Consider the following 14,782-nt stretch of genomic DNA (forward strand, 5'->3'; position numbering starts at 1 on the left):
GTGACCTTCGCCACCGCGCCCCAGATCAGCGCAACTGCGCCCGCGCCGATTACTCGGCGGCGGTCGCCTTCGGCGGACGCGGATCGCGGCGTTCGGCGATACGCGCCGACTTGCCGGTGCGACCGCGCAGATAATAGAGCTTCGCACGACGCACGACGCCGCGACGCACGACGTCGATCGAATCGATGTTCGGCGAATAGAGCGGGAACACGCGCTCGACGCCTTCGCCGAAGCTCATCTTGCGGACGGTGAACGACGAACCCATGCCGGCGTTCGACCGGGCGATGCACACGCCTTCGTAGTTCTGTACGCGGGTCCGCTCGCCTTCGACGACCTTCACGCCGACCTTGAGGGTATCGCCGGCGCGAAATTCGGGGATCGACTTCGATTCGAGGAACTTGGCGATCTGTTCCGCTTCGAGCGTCTGGAGGAGGTTCATTTCACTTAACCTTCATTCTCTTCGTGCGCGCCAGAGGGCGACTGGACCCGAGCGTCGACGTGACGCTCCCACAGATCCGGCCGCCATAGCCGTGTGTCGGATTCCGATCGTGCCTTGCGCCACGCCGCGATCCTCGCATGATCCCCCGATCGCAACACTTCGGGGATCACACGCCCTTCCCATTCAGCAGGTCGGGTATATTGAGGATATTCGAGAAGGCCGCTTTCGAAGCTCTCCTCGATACCACTCGAAGCCGCGCCCATTACGCCGGGAAGCAGCCGAACGCAAGCATCGAGCAGCACCAGCGCGCCCATTTCGCCACCCGACAGCACGTAATCGCCGATCGCGACGGGTTCGATGGCGCGGGCGTCGAACAGGCGTTCGTCGAACCCTTCGAACCGGCCGCACAGCACGATCGCGCCGGGTCCGTCGGCAAGGGCGCGGACGCGCGCCTGCGTCAGCGGTCGCCCGCGCGGAGTCATCGCCAGCACCGGCCGCCCGTCGCTGACGCTGTCGAGCGCCGACGCCAGCACATCGGCGCGCAGCACCATCCCCGCCCCGCCCCCGGCCGGCGTATCGTCGACCGAGCGATGCTTGTCGGTCGCGAAGTCGCGAATCTGCACCGTTTCTAGCGACCAGCGCTCCTCGCGCAGCGCACGCCCGGCCAGCGACAGGCCGAGCGGTCCGGGAAACATCTCTGGGTACAGGGTGAGGATCGTGGCGGCGAACGGCATGGGCGACAGCCTGTGCCTGCATGTCGCTGGGAACGAAAGCCCTTCGCGCGTCATTTGCGTGTCCATGCCGACCCCTGACCCCGTTTCCCGCCCGGACGCGATCGACTGCGCGATCATCGGCGCCGGCCCTGCCGGGCTGACCGCTGCGATCTATCTCGCGCGCTTCCACCTTTCGATCCGGATGTTCGATTGCGGATCGAGCCGCGCGGCGACGATCCCGCGCACGCACAATCATGCCGGCTATCCCGGCGGCATCGCAGGGACGGAACTGCTCGCGAAAATGCACGAGCAGGCGCGCGATTTCGGTGCGACGTGCGAGGCGGCGACCGTCACCGCGATCGAGCGTGATGGCGAGGACTTCGTCGTGCGGACCGATGGCGGCACGCTCGCCGCACGCACCGTGCTGCTGGCGACCGGAGTGGTGAACCACCGGCCGAAGGGGCTCGACGATGCGACGCACGATGCGGCGCTGGCCCGCGGCTTGCTGCGCTACTGCCCGATCTGCGACGGCTATGAAGTGACTGACCGTCGGGTCGGGGTGATCGGGACCAGCCAGCACGGGATGCGCGAGGCGCTGTTCCTGCGCGGTTATACCGCCGACGTCACGCTGATCGCGCCCGACAGCGACCATGACCTCGACGACACCTGTCTCGACGCGCTCGACCGGGCCGGGGTACGGCGGGTCGACGGGCCGTGCGGCGACTATCGCATCGATGGCGAGCGGTTCGTCGTCCGGACCGCGACCGGGGACCTCGCGTTCGACAGCGTCTATCCTGCGCTCGGATCGCGGATCCGCTCCGAACTGGCGGTCGCCGCCGGCGCGCGGGCGAGCGAGGACGGGTGTCTGGAGGTCGACGATCATCAGCGGACCTCGGTCCCCGGCCTGTTCGCCGCCGGCGATGTGGTGAAGGGGTTGGACCAGATCAGCCACGCCATGGGTGAGGCCGGCGTTGCCGCCACCACCATCCGCAACCTGCTGGCCGAACGTCGCCCGATCCGGCGGTAGCGACTTGCCGACCATCGCGGCGGCGGTTAGCCCTTACGGCAATGTCGAAACGCCTGCTCCTGATCGCAGCCCTCCTGCTGACCGTGCCAGCACAGGCGCAGTCGTTCGACCGTATTCTCGCCGCCGCGGCCGAGCGGGAAGCCGCGCGCAGCTGTTCGGAGGGCGCCGACGAGATCGTGGTGTGCGGTGACCGGGATCGCGGCGACCGTTTTCGCCTGCCCCTGCCGACCGTGCGCGAGGTGGGCGAACAGGGCGCGGTGGTCGGCGAAGTGCCGCCGCCATCGGTCGAGAATCCGTTCCTGTCGGGATGCGGCATGTTCCGTGGGCAACGCCGCTGTTCGAAGCGCGAGGCGGAAGGCTATGGCTATGGCCGTGGGCGCGATCCGCTGACGCTGGTCGGGCGGCTCGTGACCGTGCTGGTCGATCCCGATGCGGAGATAGGTCCGCCCGCGACCGTACCACCGCGAAACAGGTAATCGTTACGCGACGGACTTGATCGGCGCCCACGGGGACCGTATCCGAACCCCGTGACCGAGACGCTCTTTCGCCAGCTTTTCTATACCAGCCGCAGTATGCCCGGGGTCGATGTCGACCACATCCTGCAACAGTCCCGCCACAATAATGCGGTGGACGGCATCACCGGCCTGTTATGGCACGATGGCACGCATTTCCTGCAGGTGATCGAGGGCCCGGACTCCAGCGTCGCCGAAACCTATGCCCGGATTGCCAACGATCCGCGTCACAGCGAACTGACGATCCTGTCGGATCGCCCGGTCGAAAAGCGCGAGTTCGGCTATTGGAGCATGGAGCGGGCCACCCGCTCGCTGAATGACGGCGAGGCCGTTCTCGCGCGGATCGAACGGCGGCTCGCCGGCGCGCCCGAAGCGTTGCGCGCGGCCTTCACCGCCGCGGCGCAGCGATAGGGTTCAATCGACCGCGAACAGCGCGTCGACCACCAGCCGTTCGCCGTTCCATTCGGGTACGGCATGCGGCTGCATCGGCACCATGAAGCGTTTGCCGCCGGGCCGTTCGATTTCGATCACGTCGCCCGCGCCGAAATCGTCGATCGCGACGACGTGGCCCAGCGGCTCGCCCTCGCTCGACACGGCGGGCAGGCCCAGCAGGTCGGCGTGATAATATTCGCCCTCGGCCAGCGGCGGCAGCTGGTCGCGTGCGATCCACAGCTCGGTGCCGCGCATCGCTTCCGCCTTCGTGCGGTCGGCAATCTCGCGGAACCTGCCGATCATGCCGTTGGTGGCGGGACGCACCGACACGAGGGTCAGTGCGCCGCCATTCAGCGCCGGATAAGCCGACAGGTCGTCGGTGAACAGCTTCAGCCGCACCTCGCCCGCCAGCCCATGCGCGCCAGCGATCGCCGCCAGCACCACGCGGCTGCGATCCGCCGCCGGTTCAGGCGTCGGGCGAGCCTTCACCGCCGCTGGGGGCGTCGTCGCGCCCTTCGGCGGGTTCTTCCGCCGATTGGCCGAGGTTGCTGGCGTCTTCGTCATGGCTTGGCTGTTCTTCGGGATCGATCATCGGTCATGCTCCTGCTCGTAGCGAACAGGAACGCACGACCGCGACCGAAAGGTGCCGGCGCGCCCCGAAAGGCACACCGGCACTCGCCCTTATGCTTCGGCGGTTTCGGCCGGAGCGGCGGCGGCTTCTTCAGCGGCCTTCGCCTTTTCGGCACGCTCTTCTGCGCGCTCGACGGCCTTCTCGCCCGGCTTGCCCTTGGTCGGGTTGTTGCGAGCGGCACGTTCCTTCACGCCGGCCTTGTCGAGGAAACGGGCGACGCGATCGGTCGGCTGCGCGCCAACGCCCAGCCAGTGGGTCGCACGCTCGGCGTCGAGCACGACGCGCTTTTCGTCTTCCTTGCCCAGCAGCGGGTTGTAGGTGCCGATCTTCTCGATGAAGCGGCCGTCGCGCGGGCTGCGCGCGTCGGCGACGACGATGCGGTAATACGGACGCTTCTTCGAGCCACCACGCGACAGACGGATGCTGAGTGCCATTATTCTTCTTCCTTCGTTGGTCTGCGTAAGCCGGTTCCGACCGGCAGTTACTTCTTCTTGATAAGGTTTTCGAAGCCGGGGGGCAGTTGCGGCATGCCGCCGCCCATCCCGCCACCGCCAAGCCCGGGCAGGCCTGGCATTTCGCCACCGGCCTTGCCCATGAGATCGCCGAGGCCGGGACCGCCGAGCGCGTTGCCAAGGCCGCCCATGCCGCCCTTGCCCAGCATCGCCATCATGCCCTTGATGCCGCCCATCTTCTTGAGCTTCTTCATCGCGGTCTGCATTTCCTGGTGCATCTTCAACAATTTGTTGATGTCCTGCACCGTCGTGCCCGACCCCTTGGCAATGCGGATCTTGCGCTTGGCATTGATCAGTTCGGGCTTGGCGCGTTCCTTCACGGTCATCGACGTGATCATCGCGTCCATGCGCAGCAGGATCTTTTCATCCACCGCGCCCGACGCCATCGCCGCCTGCGCCTTCTTCATGCCGGGGATCATGCCGGCAAGCGCGCCCAGGCCACCCATGCGCCGCATCTGTGCCAGCTGCCCGCGCAGGTCGTTCATGTCGAACTGACCCTTGGCAAGGCGACCGGCCATCCGCTCGGCATCTTCGGCCTCGATCGACTGCGCGGCCTTTTCGACCAGCGACACGACGTCGCCCATGCCGAGGATACGGCCGGCAACGCGCTTCGGGTGGAACGGCTCGATCGCGTCCAGCTTTTCGCCGGTGCCCGCGAACTTGATCGGCTTGCCGGTAACGGCGCGCATCGACAGCGCGGCGCCACCGCGCGCATCGCCGTCCATGCGGGTCAGGATGACGCCGGTCAGCGGCACCTGTTCGGAGAAATTCTGCGCGACGTTGACCGCGTCCTGACCGGTCAGCGAGTCGACGACCAGCAACGTCTCGTTCGGGCGCGCGATGTCCGAGACGGCCTTCATCTCGTCCATCAGCGCCTGATCGACGTGCAGGCGACCCGCGGTATCGAGCATGACGACGTCGAAGCCCTGCAGCTTCGCCGACTGCAGCGCACGCCGGGCGATATCGACCGGCTGCTGCCCCGCCACGATCGGCAGCGTCGCGACATCGACCTGGGTGCCCAGCACCGCCAGCTGTTCCTGCGCCGCCGGGCGATTGACGTCGAGCGACGCCATCATCACCTTCTTGCCCTCGCGCTTCGACAGCAGCTTGGCGAGCTTGGCGGTGGTCGTCGTCTTGCCCGACCCCTGAAGCCCGACCAGCATGATGACCGCGGGCGGGGTGACGGCGACGTCCAGCTCGGCCGTGTCCGACCCCAGCATGTCGACCAGCGCGTCATGGACGATCTTGACGACCTGCTGTCCCGGCGTGATCGATCGCAACACGTTCTGGCCGACGGCGACCTCGGTCGCCTTTTCGACGAACTCGCGCGCGACCGGCAACGCCACATCGGCTTCGAGCAGCGCCACGCGGACTTCGCGCATCGCGGTGCGGACATCGGCTTCGGTCAGCGCGCCGCGACCGCGCAGGCGATCGAACACCCCTCCCAGCCGGTCACTCAGACTTTCGAACACGCGGTCACTCCACTCGTGGCGCCGTCCGAAAAACGCTCAAGCAAAACACGCCGGCGGACGAAACCTCGTCGGCCGGCGTCGCCCGTGGGCGGCAATGCTGAAACGATTCCTGACGGAAACGATCCGGGGCCTATAAACCAACATGTGCCTCCATGCAACCCACGGCGACCGGAGCGTCACATACGGCAGACTGATCCGCGCCTTTAACACCTTCTACACCGATCCGCGCCGATAACGGCCCGGCATGGAACGGGATCGGCAACGCGGTATCGAGGGCATGGCCCCGGCGGACGCACCACGGCGAGGCAGCCGCTGGACGCTGGCGATCTGTATCTGCGCGATCCTGTTGTTCGCGGGATTGAGCATTGCGGTGATTTCCGGTGCCCTCGACCATCGCTATTTCGGTGGTGCGCCGGTACAGCGCCCGCTGGTCGTCGCGCTCCTCATCAATGCCGCGCTCGTAATTTTCGGCTGGCGCCGCCACCGCGCGGTGCAGATCGAGATGGACGGCCGCTCCGCCGCCGAGGAGCGCGCCCGCATGCTCGCATCGCGCGATCCGCTCACCGGATTCCTCAATCGCCGCGCACTAAGCGAAGCCGGCGCCGCACTGCTGCGGGCCGCATCGCGTCGCGATCAGGCGGTCGCGATGCTGATCGTCGACCTCGACCATTTCAAGATGGTCAACGACATGCACGGCCACGCCGCGGGCGACGCCGTGCTGCGCAGTGCTGCGGTGGAGATTGCGGCGGTCATGCCGGCCGCGGCACTGACCGCGCGGTTCGGCGGCGACGCCTTTGCCTGCGCCTTCGTCTTCGACGCGCGCGATCCTTCGACCGTCGAGCATGTCGCGTCGCGCGTCATCGCCGCGCTGACCAAGCCGATCGAGGTCGAGGACCTGCGCATCCACATGACCAGCTCGATCGGCGTCGCGCGGTCCGACTTCGATGGCGGCGGCATCGACACGCTGCTGCGCGCAGCCGATATCGCGATGTATTGCGCCAAGAAATCGGGGCGCGGCGGCTTCACCTGGTTCAACCGGGCGATGGAACATGCGCTGATCGATCGCAACGATATCGAAAACGGCCTGCGCCTTGCCATCCCGGCCGGGCAGGTCGTGCCGTTCTTCGAACCGCAGATCGACCTGGCGACCGGGCGGCTGTGCGGGTTCGAGGTGCTGGCGCGCTGGGTCCATCCGACGCAGGGGACGATCCCGCCCGACCGCTTCATCCCCGTTGCCGAGGAATCGGGGCTGATCGCCGAATTGTCGCTGTCGATCATGCGACAGGCATTTGCCGCCGCGCGCGACTGGGACCCGGGGCTGTCGCTCTCCGTCAACATCTCGCCGTGTCAGCTGCGCGATGCGTGGCTCGCGCAGAAGATCATCAAGGCGACGGTCGAAGGCGGTTTCGCGCCCAACCGGCTGGAGATCGAGATTACCGAGAGCGCGTTGTTCGACAACCTCGCACTGGCGCAGTCGATCGTCGGATCGCTGAAGAACCAGGGCGTACGCCTCGCGCTCGACGATTTCGGGACCGGCTATTCCAGCCTCGCGCATTTGCGCGCGTTGCCGTTCGACCGGATCAAGATCGACAAGAGCTTCGTCCTGTCGCTGCTCGACAACGCCGATTCGGCGGCGATCGTGAACGCGATCATCGGTCTGGGCGCGAACCTCAACCTGCCGGTCACCGCCGAGGGGGTGGAGACCGGGACGATCGCCGAACGCCTCGCCGCGCTAGGCTGTTCTAAGGCGCAGGGGTGGCATTACAGCAAGCCGTTGTCGGTCGCCGATACCCGTCGGATGCTGGCGGCGCGCGGGTTGCTGGCGCATGGCGGCGCGCCCGATACCGACCTGACCGACCTCACCATCCGGCGTCAGGTCGGCTGAGATAATCGCGCTCGGCCGCAATCGATTCGCGGCCCAGCGCTGCGTTGCGCGACGGATACCGACCATAGCGCGCCAGCACCGCGGCATGATCGCGCGCGAACTTCAGGTTGTTGGCGTTGCCCAGCGCCTCGAAACAATGGAGCGAGAACCGCGCTACCCCCGCATCCTCGCTATGCATCAGCGGCATGTAGAGAAACGCACGGCGATCCGCCGGCAGTTCGCGGTCATCGCCCCGCGCGATACCGATCAGCGCCAGTTCCAGCGCCAGCGGATCGGCCGCGAACGCCGCCGCCTGCCCACGAAACAAGTTGCGCGAAAACTGATCGAGTACGATCACCGCCGCCAACAGCCTATCGCGATCGCCACGCCACCCCGCCGCCTCACTCGCCAGCAGATCGCGTTGCAGCGCCCCGAACCGGTCGGCGATCGCCGCGTCGAGCGCGTCGTCCTTCGCGAAATGCCTGTCCGGCCCAACCTCGTCGAACCAGAACGCAAGCACGCGTTGCGCGTCTGCGTGGACTTCGTGGTCCGCTGTCCCTAGATCGTCGCCCATGCCATCCTCCTGTGGTCCCGCCATCATAACGCTCGGCTGCCGGCTGAACATCGCGGAAAGCGATGCGATCCGCGGGATCGTCGGCGCGCGGGATGTGGTGGTCGTCAACAGCTGTGCGGTGACCAACGACGCGGTCGCCGCCACTCGCCGCGCGATCCGCCGGGCGCGGCGCGAGCGGCCAGCGAGCGAGTTGATCGTCACCGGCTGCGCGGCGCAGATCGATCCGGCGAGCTTCGCGGCGATGCCCGAAGTCACCCGCGTCATCGGCAATTCGGACAAGCTGAACCCCGCTGCCTGGGCGTCGACCGATCCGGTGATCGTGCGCGACATCGCCCGCGTCCTCGATACCGCCCCCCACATGTCCGACGCGTTCGAGGGGCAGACGCGGGCATTCGTGGAGGTGCAGAATGGCTGCGACCACGCCTGCACCTTCTGCGCCATCCCCGCCGGTCGCGGGCCGTCGCGATCGGCGACGATCGACGGCGTGGTCGAACAGGTCGCGGGGCTGGTGACAGCTGGACATGGCGAGGTCGTGCTGACCGGGGTAGACCTATCGAGCTACGGCCACGACTTGTCTAGCACGCCAAAGTTAGGCGATCTGGTTGCCGCGATCATCGAACGGACCTCGCTCAGGCGGCTGCGACTATCTTCGCTCGACCCGGCAGCAATCGACGGCAAGCTATTGGAACTGTTGACCAATGAACCACGGGTCATGCCGCACGTCCATCTGTCGTTCCAGGCGGGCGACGACATGGTGCTCAAGCGGATGCGCCGCCGCCACAGCCGCGCCGACGCCGTCCGGCTGGTCGAGCGCCTGAAGTCCGCGCGGCCCGAAATCGCGATCGGCGCCGACCTTATCGCCGGCTTCCCGACCGAGGATGACGCGATGGCGGCCAACACGCTCGCGCTGATCGACGACTGCGCCATCGTCCACGCCCATGTCTTTGTCTACAGCCCGCGCGCTCGCACCCCCGCCGCGCGGATGCCGCAGGTACCGCCGCCGATCGCCAAGGCCCGCGCGCAGGCGTTGCGTGAGGCCGCTGCACGCCGCCACTGCGACTGGCTGCAGCTGCAGGTCGGCACGACCACGGAAATCCTCGTCGAACGTCCCGGCACGCGCGGGCACAGCCCCGGCTTTGCCGACGTGACGCTTCCCCCCTGCCCGCCCGGCACGATCGTGACCGCGCGGCTCACTCACATCGAAGGCGATCAGTTGATCGGCATGCCCCTATGAGCCTTTCGTGGCACGAACGCCTGCTCGGCGGTTTGAAGAAGACGTCCGACCGTCTGACCGGCAACCTCGTCGGCCTGTCCGCCGCGCGGCTGGACGACGCGACGCTCGGCGAAATCGAGGAGGCGCTGATCGCCTCCGACCTCGGCCCCGCCACCGCCGCCCGCGTGCGCACTCGCCTGTCCGAGGGGCAGTATGAGCGCAACATGGAAGAGCTGGGCATCCGGCTGGTCGTGGCCGAGGAGATCGAAAAGGTTTTAACGCCGGTCGCCAAGCCGCTGGAAATCGAGGCATTCCCGCGCCCGCAGGTAATTCTCGTCATCGGCGTTAACGGATCGGGCAAGACCACGACCATCGCCAAGCTCGCCAAGACCCTCGTCGAACAGGATTATGGCGTGATGCTGGCGGCGGGCGACACCTTCCGCGCCGCCGCGATCGGACAGCTGCGCACTTGGGCGGAACGGATCGGCGTGCCGATTGTCAGCGGTGCCGAAGGCGGCGACGCGGCCGGCATCGTCTATGAAGCGGTCAAGCAGGCGACGGCGACCGGCATCGACGTGCTGATCGTCGACACCGCCGGCCGGTTGCAGAACAAGCGCGAGCTGATGGACGAACTGGCCAAGGTCCGCCGCGTACTTGGCCGCCTGAATCCGGAGGCGCCCCACGACGTCGTCCTCGTCCTCGACGCGACGACCGGACAGAACGCGCTCAACCAGATCGAGGTGTTCAAGGAAACGGCGGGGGTCACCGGGCTCGTCATGACCAAGCTCGACGGGACCGCACGCGGTGGCGTGCTGGTCGCGGCGGCCGAGAAGTTCGGGCTGCCAATTCACGCGATCGGGGTCGGTGAAACCGCCGACGACCTCCGTGGGTTCGACGCACACGAAGTATCCCGCATCATCGCGGGCGTGGAACGGGTACGCAAATGACGACTGCCAAACCGCCGGTATCGCCCCTGTTCCGCATGGCGCTGGATTACGGACCGTTGGTCGTGTTTTTCGTCGCCAATTTGCTGGCGAGCAAGATCGGCTTGCCCGACATGGTCGATTCGCTGGCGCAGGTCATCATCGCCAGCACCGCGTTCATGATCGCCAGCATCGCTGCGATCATCGTGTCGAAATGGAAGACCGGCCATGTCTCGCCGATGCTGTGGCTGTCCGCTGGCCTGGTCGTCGTGTTCGGCGCGCTGACGCTGTATTTCCGCGACGACATGTTCATCAAGATGAAGCCGACGATCGTCTATGCGATGTTCACGGCGATCCTGACCTTCGGCCTCGCAACCGGGCGGCCGCTGCTGCAACAGCTGCTGGAAACCGCCTATCCGGGGCTGAGCGCTGCCGGCTGGCGCAAGCTGACCCTGAACTGGGCGATCTTCTTCGCGTTTATGGCGGTGCTGAACGAGGTTGTGTGGCGCCATTCGACCTGGGACTTCTGGGTCGGGTTCAAGCTGTGGGGCGCGGTACCGCTGACGCTGATCTTCGCGGCGGGGAATATCCCGATGCTGCTGCGCAACGGCCTGCAGATGGAAAAGGACGCGCCGCTGCCCCCGGCGGATTGACCCAGCCAGTCGTCGTTCCCGCGAAGGCAGGAACCCATTGCCGCTGACGCTTGAGCCAAAGCCGCAACGATAGCGTCTATGGATTCCTGCCTTCGCGGGAACGACGATTGCCTCGCCTCGTGCGTCATCCCGGCGCAGGCCGGGATCCATTGTGTCGGGTGGTCGCGGTTCTCTCGAACCGGCCCGTGTCCATGGATTCCGGCCTGCGCCGGAATGACGGCGTTAGCGAGGTGCAGCCTGACGCAAGAAGGGGCCGCCCTCGCGGACAGCCCCCTCCCCCAACCCTCTCCCCTTCCGGGAGAGGGCTAATACGGTGAATTACTTCACCGCCGCATCATAACGCTGGCCGACCTTGTCCCAGTCGACCACGTCCCACCACGCCTTCAGATACGCCGGACGCGCATTGCGGTAGGTGATGTAATAGGCGTGTTCCCACACGTCGTTGCCGAGGATCGGCGTGCCCTTCACCGGCGCGACGTCCATCAGCGGATTGTCCTGGTTCGGCGTCGAGGTGATGGCGAGCTTGCCGTCCGCACCGACGATCAGCCATGCCCAGCCCGATCCGAACTGGTTCGCACCCGCGGTATTGAACTGCTCCTTCAGCGCTTCGAGGCCACCGAACTGCGCATCGATCGCGTCCTTCAGCGCGCCCGACGGCTGCGACCCGCCACCCTTCATCGTCTCCCAGAAGAAGGTGTGGTTCCAGTAACCGCCGCCATTGTTGCGCAGCTTGGCCGGCGCACCCGACATGTTCGCCAGCAATTCTTCGATCGACTTGCCTTCGAGGCTTGCGTCTTCCGACACGGCTTCGTTCAGCTTGTCGGTGTACGCCTGATGATGCTTGTCGTGGTGCAGCGTCATCGTTTCCTTGTCGATGGTCGGCTCCAGCGCGTCATAGGCATAGGGCAGCGGGGGAAGTTCGAAAGCCATGGGGGTTCTCCTTGGGCAATAAGCTCTGGCCGACCGAACGAAGCGCGGCGCGCTTGGCTCCGGTCGTTACGTTCGGGGAACATCTAGTTCTGCGATGATCCGACGCAAGGGCGCGTCAGCCGCCCTGCCCCAATAATCCGTGGCGTTTGAGCGCATGGCGCAGCTGGTCATAGGTCAGCCCCAGCGCATCGGCGCAGGTCCGCTGGTTGTAGCGTGCCTCGGCCATCGCACGCGTCAGCAGCTGCCGTTCGAAGCGATTGACCCGCGTCTTGAAATCGTCGCCCGGATCGTCCGCCATCGCTGGAACCGCCGGGGCCTCGCCACCGTCCGCTACTGCCGCGGCAACGGGCGCCACCGCCCCGCCGCGCGGCCGGAACGGCGAGGCGAAAGGATCGACCTCGATCAAGTCTATCGGCCCGGCGCGTTCCCAGCGATAGACCGAGCGTTCGACCGCGTTGCGCAACTCGCGGACATTGCCCGGCCATCGATGCTCCATCAGCTGGTCGACTGCATTCGGCCCGAACCCCGGCCATTCGTCGCGCCCGATCTCCGCCGCCATGCGCCGCCCGAAGAAATCGGCCAGCACCATGATGTCCCCCGGTCGGGCCCGTAAGGGCGGCAGCGTCACCACCTCAAAGCTCAACCGGTCGAGCAGGTCGGCGCGGAACGTTCCGCGATCGACCCGGTCGGGCAGATGTTCGTTGGTCGCCGCGACGATGCGGACATCGACCCGGATCGGCCGCGACGATCCGATGCGCGTCACCTCGCCATATTCGACCGCGCGCAGCAGCCGTTCCTGCGCACCCATCGACAGCGTGCCGAGTTCGTCGAGGAACAGCGTGCCGCCATCGGCTTCCTCGAACCGCCCGACCCGTGCTTTGGTCGCGCCGGTGAACGCCCCCGCCTCATGCCCGAACAGCTCGGCTTCGATCAGCGTCTCGGGCAGCGCCGCGCAGTTCATCACGACCAGCGGCTCTTCCCACCGCCCCGACAGGCGGTGGAGCCGTTCGGCGACCAGCTCCTTGCCCGTCCCGCGCTCGCCGATCACCAGCACCGGGCGATCGAGCGCAGCAGCGCGGCTGGCGCGTTCGAGGGCATCCAGAAACGGGCCGGATTGGCCCACGACCTGCGTTGCACGTTCCATGGCCCGGATGTGTGGCGTAATTTCCCAATAGTTCGCAAGTAGTCATTTTGAGATCGTCACGACCGATACCGAAACCGACGTAAATCCGTCATTTTTCAAACTGGCACAGCTCATGCAATGTATCTTGCAAGCCCGAGACAGGGCGCACGACACAGCTTCAGGGAGTTCCACCATGATCCGCATCAACAAGAATGTGACCGCCCGCCAGTCGATCCTTAGCCTGATGGGCGCGGTCGCGGTCTGCATGTTCGCCTTTGGCGCGACGACCGCATCGGGTCCGTCCGCCGCAACCGTTGCCGCCGCGCCGATGGCGTAAGGCGGCGGCCGGGGTGGTTCCGCCCCGTTCCACCCCGGCCACCATAGTATCTGTCAGGAGTAACCGATGGGCATTTTTTCCCGCACCCGCGACATCATCGCCGCCAACGTCACCGACCTGCTCGACAAGGCGGAAGACCCCGCGAAGATGATCCGCATGATCATCCTCGAAATGGAGGAAACGCTGGTCGAGGTCCGCGCCTCCGCGGCACGCACCATCGCCGACCAGAAGGAAATGCGCCGCCATATCGGCAAGCTGGAAAAGCTGCAGGACAGCTGGACCGAAAAGGCCGAGTTGGCGCTGAGCAAGGACCGTGAGGACCTCGCCAAGGCTGCGCTGGTCGAACGGCAGAAGGCGGTCGACATGATCGAACAGCTGGGTGCCGAGATCGTGGTGCTCGACGATGCGCTGCGCGCATCGGAAACCGACATCGCCAAACTGCAGACCAAGCTGCGCGAGGCGCGGACCCGGCAGAACGCCATCCAGACCCGGATGGAAAGCGCCACCAACCGCACCAAGCTGCGCGAGATGTATGCAGGGTCGAAGACCGCCGAGGCGTTCAGCCGCTTCGACGTGCTGGAACGCCGTGCCGACCTTGCCGAAGGGCGCGCCGAAGCGGCCGGCATGGGCCAGGGCGGCAAGAGCCTCGAAGACGAGATCGCCGAGCTGCGGCAGTCGGACAAGATCGATGCCGAGCTGGCCGCGCTCAAGGCCCGCCTGAACCGGGAGGGTTGAGCGCGATGGGCGATTTCCTGATCGGCATGGTCGCCGTCGCGGCGCTCCTGATCGGTCTGCCGTGGCTGATCCTCCACTACATCACGAAGTGGAAACAGTCGCCGACGCTGACCAACGAGGACGAGCGCCTGCTCGACGACATGCACGTCACTGCCCGCCGGCTCGAAGAGCGGCTCCAGACGATCGAGCGGATCATCGCCGCCGACAATCCGGACTTCCGCCCTTCGATGCCGCGCCGGGAATATCCGGAAAGCGATTTCCGCAACAACGATTACGCACGGAGGGACTGATGTCCGGCGCACGCACCAAATTCTATGTCGACAAGGCGAATGGCAAGATGTCTGGCGTGTGCGCCGGCATCGCCGACTATACCGGTGTCGAAGTCATGTGGATCCGCATCGGCACGGTGTTGCTGACGCTGGCCGGTGGCTTTCCCTGGACGGTGATCGCCTATTTCATGATCGCCTGGATGGCGCAGAAGAAGCCGGTCGGCCTCTATGAAAGCCACGAGGACGCGAAATTCTGGCAGGGCGTGCGGTCGAACCCGACCCGCACCGCATCGGAAATGCGCTCGACCTTCCGCGACATCGACCGTCGCCTCGCCGACATCGAAATGTACTATACCAGCCGCAACACCCGTCTGGCGGACGAGATCGACAGCCTGCGCTGATCGGATCCCCGCTGCGGCGATG

The 14,782-nt window shown here is 66.3% G+C and carries 20 protein-coding genes; 11 read left to right on the forward strand and 9 right to left on the reverse strand.

What is annotated here, in order from left to right; genetic code table 11:
• Positions 1–49 precede the first annotated feature (49 nt).
• Together rplS and trmD are read right to left on the reverse strand one after the other, a co-directional pair.
• The gene (rplS, locus tag MF610_RS01365) at positions 50–439 is read right to left on the reverse strand and encodes a 50S ribosomal protein L19 (RefSeq protein ID WP_242192321.1); all 390 of its coding nucleotides are present in this window, start codon (positions 437–439) and stop codon (positions 50–52) included.
• Positions 440–444: 5 nt separating this feature from the next.
• On the reverse strand, positions 445–1,173 hold the full coding sequence (gene trmD / locus MF610_RS01370; RefSeq protein ID WP_242192322.1) for a tRNA (guanosine(37)-N1)-methyltransferase TrmD: 729 nt from the start codon (positions 1,171–1,173) through the stop codon (positions 445–447).
• Positions 1,174–1,237: 64 nt separating this feature from the next.
• Between trmD and MF610_RS01375 the strand changes: the two genes are divergently transcribed.
• From MF610_RS01375 to MF610_RS01385, 3 genes are read left to right on the forward strand one after another with little or no spacing between them, the layout of a single operon-like run.
• Positions 1,238–2,179 carry an NAD(P)/FAD-dependent oxidoreductase gene (locus tag MF610_RS01375; RefSeq protein WP_242192323.1) on the forward strand — a complete coding sequence of 314 codons (942 nt, stop codon included), beginning with the start codon at positions 1,238–1,240 and terminating at the stop codon, positions 2,177–2,179.
• Positions 2,180–2,220: 41 nt separating this feature from the next.
• Positions 2,221–2,655, forward strand: coding sequence for a hypothetical protein (locus tag MF610_RS01380; protein WP_242192324.1), 435 nt, complete (start codon positions 2,221–2,223; stop codon positions 2,653–2,655).
• Between the two features lie 51 nt (positions 2,656–2,706).
• The gene (locus tag MF610_RS01385) at positions 2,707–3,102 is read left to right on the forward strand and encodes a BLUF domain-containing protein (protein WP_242192325.1); all 396 of its coding nucleotides are present in this window, start codon (positions 2,707–2,709) and stop codon (positions 3,100–3,102) included.
• A gap of 3 nt (positions 3,103–3,105) precedes the next feature.
• Here the strand turns inward: MF610_RS01385 and rimM are convergent, their stop codons facing one another.
• The 4 genes from rimM to ffh form a co-directional block, all read right to left on the reverse strand.
• A complete protein-coding gene (gene rimM / locus MF610_RS01390) occupies positions 3,106–3,612 on the reverse strand; it encodes a ribosome maturation factor RimM (protein ID WP_242192326.1) in 507 nt (168 codons plus the stop codon).
• Positions 3,590–3,715 carry a hypothetical protein gene (locus tag MF610_RS19025; protein ID WP_277923827.1) on the reverse strand — a complete coding sequence of 42 codons (126 nt, stop codon included), beginning with the start codon at positions 3,713–3,715 and terminating at the stop codon, positions 3,590–3,592. The genes rimM and MF610_RS19025 overlap by 23 nt, the downstream gene beginning before the upstream one ends.
• Positions 3,716–3,804: 89 nt before the next feature.
• Positions 3,805–4,188 (reverse strand): 30S ribosomal protein S16, encoded by a 384-nt coding sequence (gene rpsP, locus MF610_RS01395; protein ID WP_242192327.1) that lies wholly within the window; start codon positions 4,186–4,188, stop codon positions 3,805–3,807.
• 47 nt (positions 4,189–4,235) lie between these two features.
• A complete protein-coding gene (gene ffh / locus MF610_RS01400; protein WP_242192328.1) occupies positions 4,236–5,738 on the reverse strand; it encodes a signal recognition particle protein in 1,503 nt (500 codons plus the stop codon).
• A 244-nt stretch (positions 5,739–5,982) separates the two neighbouring features.
• Here ffh and MF610_RS01405 point away from each other — a divergent pair, with 244 nt between their 5' ends.
• Positions 5,983–7,623 (forward strand): putative bifunctional diguanylate cyclase/phosphodiesterase, encoded by a 1,641-nt coding sequence (locus MF610_RS01405; protein WP_242192329.1) that lies wholly within the window; start codon positions 5,983–5,985, stop codon positions 7,621–7,623.
• On the opposite strand, the gene MF610_RS01410 is transcribed toward MF610_RS01405, so the two are convergent.
• Complete coding sequence (locus MF610_RS01410; protein WP_242192330.1) at positions 7,598–8,176, reverse strand: DUF924 family protein; 579 nt, start codon at positions 8,174–8,176, stop codon at positions 7,598–7,600. The genes MF610_RS01405 and MF610_RS01410 overlap by 26 nt on opposite strands.
• Between MF610_RS01410 and mtaB the strand changes: the two genes are divergently transcribed.
• From mtaB to MF610_RS01425, 3 genes are read left to right on the forward strand one after another with little or no spacing between them, the layout of a single operon-like run.
• A complete protein-coding gene (mtaB, locus tag MF610_RS01415; RefSeq protein WP_242192331.1) occupies positions 8,175–9,410 on the forward strand; it encodes a tRNA (N(6)-L-threonylcarbamoyladenosine(37)-C(2))-methylthiotransferase MtaB in 1,236 nt (411 codons plus the stop codon). The two genes, MF610_RS01410 and mtaB, sit on opposite strands and share 2 nt — an antisense overlap.
• Entirely contained in the window at positions 9,407–10,336 is a 930-nt protein-coding gene (ftsY, locus tag MF610_RS01420; protein ID WP_242192332.1) for a signal recognition particle-docking protein FtsY, read from the forward strand. The genes mtaB and ftsY overlap by 4 nt, the downstream gene beginning before the upstream one ends.
• A complete protein-coding gene (locus MF610_RS01425) occupies positions 10,333–10,965 on the forward strand; it encodes a septation protein A (RefSeq protein ID WP_242192333.1) in 633 nt (210 codons plus the stop codon). Before ftsY ends, MF610_RS01425 begins: the two co-directional genes overlap by 4 nt.
• A gap of 318 nt (positions 10,966–11,283) precedes the next feature.
• Here MF610_RS01425 and MF610_RS01430 read toward each other — a convergent pair whose 3' ends face one another.
• Complete coding sequence (locus MF610_RS01430; protein WP_242192334.1) at positions 11,284–11,895, reverse strand: superoxide dismutase; 612 nt, start codon at positions 11,893–11,895, stop codon at positions 11,284–11,286.
• A gap of 115 nt (positions 11,896–12,010) precedes the next feature.
• Positions 12,011–13,039: a phage shock protein operon transcriptional activator gene (gene pspF / locus MF610_RS01435; RefSeq protein WP_242192335.1), complete on the reverse strand. Its 1,029-nt coding sequence runs from the start codon at positions 13,037–13,039 to the stop codon at positions 12,011–12,013.
• A 172-nt stretch (positions 13,040–13,211) separates the two neighbouring features.
• On the opposite strand from pspF, the gene MF610_RS01440 reads away from it, so the two are divergent.
• The 4 genes from MF610_RS01440 (at position 13,212) to pspC (ending at position 14,760) form a co-directional block, all read left to right on the forward strand.
• Positions 13,212–13,355 carry a hypothetical protein gene (locus tag MF610_RS01440; protein WP_242192336.1) on the forward strand — a complete coding sequence of 48 codons (144 nt, stop codon included), beginning with the start codon at positions 13,212–13,214 and terminating at the stop codon, positions 13,353–13,355.
• Between the two features lie 66 nt (positions 13,356–13,421).
• Entirely contained in the window at positions 13,422–14,090 is a 669-nt protein-coding gene (gene pspA, locus MF610_RS01445) for a phage shock protein PspA (RefSeq protein ID WP_242192337.1), read from the forward strand.
• A gap of 5 nt (positions 14,091–14,095) precedes the next feature.
• Positions 14,096–14,380, forward strand: a complete 285-nt coding sequence (gene pspB / locus MF610_RS01450) for an envelope stress response membrane protein PspB (protein ID WP_242192338.1) — start codon at positions 14,096–14,098, stop codon at positions 14,378–14,380.
• Positions 14,380–14,760: an envelope stress response membrane protein PspC gene (pspC, locus tag MF610_RS01455; RefSeq protein WP_242192339.1), complete on the forward strand. Its 381-nt coding sequence runs from the start codon at positions 14,380–14,382 to the stop codon at positions 14,758–14,760. Before pspB ends, pspC begins: the two co-directional genes overlap by 1 nt.
• The last annotated feature ends 22 nt before the right edge of the window (positions 14,761–14,782 follow it).

It is taken from the genome of Sphingomonas hankookensis, from assembly GCF_022664465.1.
Lineage (GTDB): Bacteria > Pseudomonadota > Alphaproteobacteria > Sphingomonadales > Sphingomonadaceae > Sphingomonas > Sphingomonas hankookensis.

Bases quoted from the DNA above. Each gene is read 5' to 3' on its own strand.
- rplS (WP_242192321.1), bottom strand. From the start codon at position 439: ATGAACCTCCTCCAGACGCTCGAAGCGGAACAGATCGCCAAGTTCCTC.
- trmD (WP_242192322.1), bottom strand. From the start codon at position 1,173: ATGCCGTTCGCCGCCACGATCCTCACCCTGTACCCAGAGATGTTTCCC.
- MF610_RS01375 (WP_242192323.1), top strand. From the start codon at position 1,238: ATGCCGACCCCTGACCCCGTTTCCCGCCCGGACGCGATCGACTGCGCG.
- MF610_RS01380 (WP_242192324.1), top strand. From the start codon at position 2,221: ATGTCGAAACGCCTGCTCCTGATCGCAGCCCTCCTGCTGACCGTGCCA.
- MF610_RS19025 (WP_277923827.1), bottom strand. From the start codon at position 3,715: ATGATCGATCCCGAAGAACAGCCAAGCCATGACGAAGACGCCAGCAAC.
- rpsP (WP_242192327.1), bottom strand. From the start codon at position 4,188: ATGGCACTCAGCATCCGTCTGTCGCGTGGTGGCTCGAAGAAGCGTCCG.
- MF610_RS01405 (WP_242192329.1), top strand. From the start codon at position 5,983: ATGGAACGGGATCGGCAACGCGGTATCGAGGGCATGGCCCCGGCGGAC.
- mtaB (WP_242192331.1), top strand. From the start codon at position 8,175: ATGCCATCCTCCTGTGGTCCCGCCATCATAACGCTCGGCTGCCGGCTG.
- MF610_RS01410 (WP_242192330.1), bottom strand. From the start codon at position 8,176: ATGGGCGACGATCTAGGGACAGCGGACCACGAAGTCCACGCAGACGCG.
- ftsY (WP_242192332.1), top strand. From the start codon at position 9,407: ATGAGCCTTTCGTGGCACGAACGCCTGCTCGGCGGTTTGAAGAAGACG.
- MF610_RS01425 (WP_242192333.1), top strand. From the start codon at position 10,333: ATGACGACTGCCAAACCGCCGGTATCGCCCCTGTTCCGCATGGCGCTG.
- MF610_RS01430 (WP_242192334.1), bottom strand. From the start codon at position 11,895: ATGGCTTTCGAACTTCCCCCGCTGCCCTATGCCTATGACGCGCTGGAG.
- pspF (WP_242192335.1), bottom strand. From the start codon at position 13,039: ATGGAACGTGCAACGCAGGTCGTGGGCCAATCCGGCCCGTTTCTGGAT.
- MF610_RS01440 (WP_242192336.1), top strand. From the start codon at position 13,212: ATGATCCGCATCAACAAGAATGTGACCGCCCGCCAGTCGATCCTTAGC.
- pspA (WP_242192337.1), top strand. From the start codon at position 13,422: ATGGGCATTTTTTCCCGCACCCGCGACATCATCGCCGCCAACGTCACC.
- pspB (WP_242192338.1), top strand. From the start codon at position 14,096: ATGGGCGATTTCCTGATCGGCATGGTCGCCGTCGCGGCGCTCCTGATC.
- pspC (WP_242192339.1), top strand. From the start codon at position 14,380: ATGTCCGGCGCACGCACCAAATTCTATGTCGACAAGGCGAATGGCAAG.